Origin of the sequence: Rhodohalobacter sp., from assembly GCF_041686455.1 — a bacterium.
Lineage (GTDB): Bacteria > Bacteroidota > Rhodothermia > Balneolales > Balneolaceae > Rhodohalobacter.
The window spans coordinates 1-5,728 of sequence record NZ_JAWLDW010000096.1 but is presented as its reverse complement, the minus strand read 5'-3'; the positions used below and the strand labels follow the sequence as shown (position 1 = coordinate 5,728).

Sequence of the window (5,728 nt, the reverse complement as noted above, 5' to 3'; positions counted from 1 at the left end):
AAATAAATTAATTTGACTGATCAACCACATAAGTCAGGATATGTAGCTCTCATTGGGAAACCGAATGCGGGCAAGTCTACGCTAATGAATCATATTCTGGGCACGAAGATATCCATTACTACACACAAACCTCAGACCACGAGACACCAGGTGGTTGGTATCTATTCGGATGATAATACACAGATTATCTTTCTGGATACGCCCGGCGTGATCTCTCCAAAATATGAGCTGCAGCGTGCGATGATGAATACGGTTGAAAGAGCCCGCGCCGATGCTGATGTGATTCTGTTCATTTTTGACCCAACCGATAAATTCCCCACACATGAAGTGATTGAGCTTTTAAGAAGTATTAACAAGCCAATTTTTCTGGTTGTAAATAAGATGGATCAGGCGAGTCGTTCCAGGGCAGAAGCAAAAGTGGAAGATTTAAAAGTGAAATTACGACTTAAGGAGATACACTATGTATCAGCTCTTCAGGGAAATGGAGTTAAAGAGTTACTGGAGTCGGTTCGAACCCAGCTTATTCCGGGCCCACCCTACTACCCTAAAGAGGACTTAAGCGAACACCCGGTGCGATTCTTTGTATCAGAACTTATTCGCGAGCAGGTTTTTCTTCAATTTCAGGAAGAGATCCCCTACTCCTGTACTGTGGATGTAATAAGTTACGAGGCAGATGAAGATATAGACCGGATAAGTGCAGACATCATCGTGAACAGAAAGTCTCAAAAAGGAATTTTAATCGGTAAAAAAGGAGCTGCGATTAAAGAACTGGGCATCAAATCACGGGAAGCTATTGAGGACTTTATTGGTAAAAAAGTATACCTGGACCTTCACATAAAAGTTCGGGAAAAATGGAGGGAAAAGGAGAATTGGGTTCGAAATATGGGATATTGACAATTATCTCAGACAAGCTCATATTTATCCGGTATTATAAATCGTTACATCTTTTTGCTCTACATTTCAGCACAACAAGAACTAAATGTCCACCCTTTTATGAAGATATTTGCTAATTCCTTTTTTCACTGCCTGATCCTCATCACTTTTGTCACTATATCTGCAGCAGCTCAGCAGTCATCTCTCACTGTTCCTGTAATTGAAGATGGACAAGCCCAGACCATAGAAGAGTTCAGCGACTCCGATGAGTGGATTCGCCAGGATTTGTGGGTGGAAACGGAGTTTGATACAGACGGAGATGGTGAATTGGATCGTATGCATGTAGCCGTTACACGCCCGGCTCAAACAGAAAACGGTGACTTGAAGCTGCCCGTTATCTATGAAACGAGTCCGTACTATGCAGGAACGGCCAGACCGCCATACGATTTTTTCTGGAATGTAGAACAGGAACTTGGCGAAGACCCTCCAACCCGAAAACCGGGCCCTGAAGTTCGAAGAATAGGAGAACGCCCAATAATATCCAATTCGCACATCTCCACCTGGGTTCCCCGTGGTTTTATAGTCGTCCACTCAACATCACCCGGAACCGGCCTGTCTGATGGTTCTCCATCAGTTGGAGGAGAGAATGAAGCCTTAGCTTCGAAAGCAGTTATTGAGTGGGTGAATGGGAAAGCGAAAGGATATACTACTCGTGAAGGAGATGAGCAAGTAGAGGCATTTTGGACAAACGGTAATGTGGGTATGACTGGAACCTCATACAACGGATTTTTACCCTTTGCGGCCGCAACTACGGGAGTGGACGGACTTAAAGCAGTTATTCCGGTTGCCCCTGTAACCTCCTTCTATAAGTATTACCGCTCGAACGGATTGGTACGATCACCCGGCGGATATCTAGGTGAAGATGTTGATGTTTTATATGACTTTATTCACAGCGGAGATGAATCAAAACGAGAGTATAACAACCGTACGGTACGAGATGAAATTATGGCTGAAGGGCTGGACCGTAAAACGGGAGACTACAATGATTTTTGGGAAGACCGTAACTACCTCAATAAGATGGACAACTACAAAGCTGCAACTTTAATGGCACATGCATTCAACGACTGGAACGTGATGCCGGAACACACTTTTGAGGCGTACAAACAGCTCCAAGAGATGGGAGTTCCTGCCATGGTCTACTACCATCAGGGAGGTCATGGAGGCGAACCTCCGCACGAGCTGATGAACAAATGGTTTACACGCTATCTTTTTGAAATTGAAAACGGTGTAGAGGAACTGGAAAGAGCCTGGATTGTACGCGAGGATGATGACCGGGAAAACCCTACTGCATATGAAGATTTCCCTCACCCGAAGGCATCCCCTGTAACCTTTTATCCAACTTCCGGTGCACCTCAGCGAGGAGGATTAAGTTTGAATAAAAGATCAAATCAGGGAACAGAAACGTTGGTTGATAACTACTCCTTTACCGGCTCTGCACTGGCACAGGCGGAGTGGACTGACCATCGCTTGATATATACTACTCCGGAACTTTCAGATTCAGTACATATCTCAGGCCAGCCTTCGGTATCTGTAACGTTGGCAAGCAGCAAACCCGCTGCCAATCTCACCGTTTGGATTGTATCCCTCCCCTGGAATGAGGGACGCGGCTCTCAAATTACCGATAATATCATAACAAGAGGTTGGGCAAGCCCTCAGAATCACAGCTCGCTGACCGACAGTGAACCGCTCGTGCCCGGTAAATTTTACACTGTGGAATTTGACCTTCAGCCGGATGATCAAATCATCCCTGCAGGTCAAAAAATAGGCTTGATGATTTTCTCCAGTGATAAAGAGTATACCCTTTGGCCACAACCGGGTACGGAGTTAACTATTGATCTCGACAGAACATCATTTACACTGCCGTTAGTAAATAACGCGGACGCATTTTCTGAAATAAATTAAATAGTTCAACCCTGTGATTATTCAATGAAATTCTGATTTTTGATCACTTGTAAAAAAATATTTGCATTTTCTTTAGAGACCGTTCTATCTTAAAAGCAATGAAAATTACAAACCGACATAACGTAACTTTTATAATCTGCACCATGTGTATGCGAAATCACACATAGTGCAGAGGGTAAATTTTCATTAAGAAATTTTTAAAAGCCCTCTGGAAGCAGCAGGGCTTTTATCGTTCAGGTAACTGAACATCGTTCTTTTTCAAACTGAGTCTTATCAAGAAAGGTGGAGGGATAGGCCCTGTGAAACCTTAGCAACCGCCTCTCGATTTTATTCGGGAGGGTTAGGTGCTAAATCCTGCCCGTTTTGGTTTACTAAAATCAGAATTGGGAAAGATAAGAAGCCGGCCCCCTGTAGAAACTACAGGTTCTGTTTAAGCCTCTTCTGAAAATCTTTCCCACAGGATTTTCGGAAGAGGCTTTTTAATTTCATGATTTCAAAATATCTCACAAACTAAATCAAACAGAACCATGAGCAGCAACGGACAATCCAAAAACTACCGATTCGAAACTCTTCAGCTTCATGCCGGACAGGAACCCGATCCCACAACGGGATCGCGGGCCGTTCCGATCTATCAAACTACATCTTATCAGTTCGACAATACCGATCACGCCGCAGACCTTTTCGGGCTGAAGGAATTTGGCAATATCTATACTCGGATTATGAATCCAACCACGGATGTGTTTGAGAAACGAATTGCGGCTCTCGAAGGCGGAGCAGCTGCTGTTGCTACGGCATCCGGCCAGTCGGCTCAGTTTTTAGCCATCACAACCCTGGCTCAGGCAGGAGACAATATTGTAGCTACTCAAAATCTCTATGGCGGGACCTACAATCAATTTAAGGTTACGCTCCCTCGTCTCGGGATTGATGTGAAGTTCTCTGAAAATGATGAGCCCGCAGAGTTTGAATCTCTCATCGACGAAAACACTAAGGCGATTTACCTGGAGAGTATTGGGAATCCACGCGGAAATGTGCCCGATTTTGATGGAATTTCAGCCGTAGCCAAAAAACACGGTGTCGCTCTGATTGTAGACAATACATTCGGAGCCGGCGGAGCCATTGCCCGCCCGATCGACCACGGAGCAAACATTGTAGTGGAGTCAGCCACGAAGTGGATTGGCGGCCATGGAACCAGTGTCGGAGGCGTCATCGTGGATGCAGGAAATTTTGATTGGGGAAATGGACGCTACCCTCTTTTCACCGAACCGGCACCTGGCTATCATGGACTAAAATTCTGGGAAGTATTTGGAGAAGACGGTCCGTTCGGTAACATCGCTTTTGCCATTCGTGCCCGTGTAGAAGGTCTTCGCGATATCGGGGCAGCACAATCACCCTTTAACAGTTTTCTGCTCCTTCAGGGATTGGAAACACTCTCATTGCGCGCGGAGCGTCACACAACCAACGCACAGAAATTAGCCGAGTGGTTACAGAAGCAGGACGCTGTATCATGGGTAAACTATACCGGACTGCCGGATCACCCGCATCATGAAAATGGGAAGAAATATCTCAGAAACGGACGATTTGGAGCCGTACTCACATTTGGTGTGAAAGGAGGCTACGATGCTGCAAGATCGTTCATTGAAAGTGTGGAGCTGTCAAGCCATCTGGCAAATGTGGGCGACGCCAAAACCTTGGTTATACATCCATCCTCAACCACACACCAACAGTTGAGTGAGAGTGAGCAGGAAGCCGGCGGAGTTAAAAAAGATTTGATTCGTGTTTCCGTAGGCATTGAACACATCGATGATATCATTGGTGATTTCGAACAGGCTTTTACTAAAATCAATCAGAAAACAACTGTAGTTGAGTAAAATTTAATCATGAATAATCATTTACTGAAACTGCAATGAACCAAGGAATCAAAATTACGGAACTGGAAAAACCGTTTGTCACGGAGTCCGGTTTCCGTTTTGAACATGCATCGGTTGCTTACAAAACGTGGGGTAACCTTAATACCAAACGTGATAACGTCATTGTGATTTTTCACGCTCTTACGGGGCACGCCGCAGCTGATGAGTGGTTTCCGGGGATCTTTGGAGAAGGTAATGTCTGCGATCCGGATAAGCATTTTATCATCTGTATTAATGTACCGGGCAGCTGTTACGGCTCAGTAGGTCCTCAGTCCATCAATCCGGATACCGGGAAGGCCTACAGAAATGATTTCCCTGAGCTATCCATTCGGGATATGGTTCGATTTCAACAGCACCTGCTGGACCAACTTGGTATTACCGGAATTGAACTCGTAATCGGCGGTTCTATGGGCGGAATGCAAGCGCTGGAATTCATCATCATGGATCGCCGTGTTCGTTCAGCTGTACTGATCGCCATGGGGAAAGCTCATACTCCTTGGGCAATAGGAATCAGTCATGCCCAAAGAGCTGCTATTACAAACGATCCGAAATGGAAAAATGGCAATTACGAACATAACAACGGTCCTTCTAAAGGTGTTGCTGCAGCCCGGATGATGGCAATGATCACTTATCGTGCGCCGGAAGACTATAACCGGAAGTTCGGGCGTAAACTTCAGAACGAGGATGGTCAATTTCAGATCGAATCTTATCTCAACTATCAGGGAGAAAAACTGGCCAAACGAATGGATGCCCATACCTACATCACTCTGACAAAGGCTATGGACTCACACGACATTGCCCGAGGCCGGGATGACTATGAATTTATCCTGAACCGAATAGAGATCCCTGTTCAAGTGATTGGAATCAAATCAGATCACCTCTATCCGGTTTCTGAACAAAAGGAACTTTCTGAATTTTTACCCCTCGGACGGTATGCCGAGATCAACTCCACGGCAGGTCACGATGGATTCCTTATTGAATTTGAA

Annotated in this window: 4 protein-coding genes and 1 riboswitch; all 4 genes read left to right on the top strand. The window is 45.3% G+C overall.

The window, feature by feature from the left end; all coding sequences use genetic code 11:
- Positions 1-12: 12 nt before the first annotated feature.
- A complete protein-coding gene (gene era, locus ACESM0_RS10540; protein ID WP_372906174.1) occupies positions 13-894 on the top strand; it encodes a GTPase Era in 882 nt (293 codons plus the stop codon).
- Positions 895-993: 99 nt separating this feature from the next.
- Complete coding sequence (locus tag ACESM0_RS10535) at positions 994-2,835, top strand: Xaa-Pro dipeptidyl-peptidase (protein WP_372906173.1); 1,842 nt, start codon at positions 994-996, stop codon at positions 2,833-2,835.
- 267 nt (positions 2,836-3,102) lie between these two features.
- A riboswitch (SAM riboswitch) is annotated at positions 3,103-3,234 on the top strand.
- A gap of 128 nt (positions 3,235-3,362) precedes the next feature.
- Positions 3,363-4,703, top strand: a complete 1,341-nt coding sequence (locus ACESM0_RS10530; RefSeq protein WP_372906172.1) for an O-acetylhomoserine aminocarboxypropyltransferase/cysteine synthase family protein — start codon at positions 3,363-3,365, stop codon at positions 4,701-4,703.
- 35 nt (positions 4,704-4,738) lie between these two features.
- Positions 4,739-5,728, top strand: a 990-nt coding sequence (gene metX / locus ACESM0_RS10525) for a homoserine O-acetyltransferase MetX (RefSeq protein ID WP_372906171.1), incomplete at its 3' end; no start/stop codon positions are given.

Coding starts and splice junctions, on each gene's coding strand:
- ACESM0_RS10530 (WP_372906172.1), top strand. CDS start 3,363: ATGAGCAGCAACGGACAATCCAAAAACTACCGATTCGAAACTCTTCAG.
- ACESM0_RS10535 (WP_372906173.1), top strand. CDS start 994: ATGAAGATATTTGCTAATTCCTTTTTTCACTGCCTGATCCTCATCACT.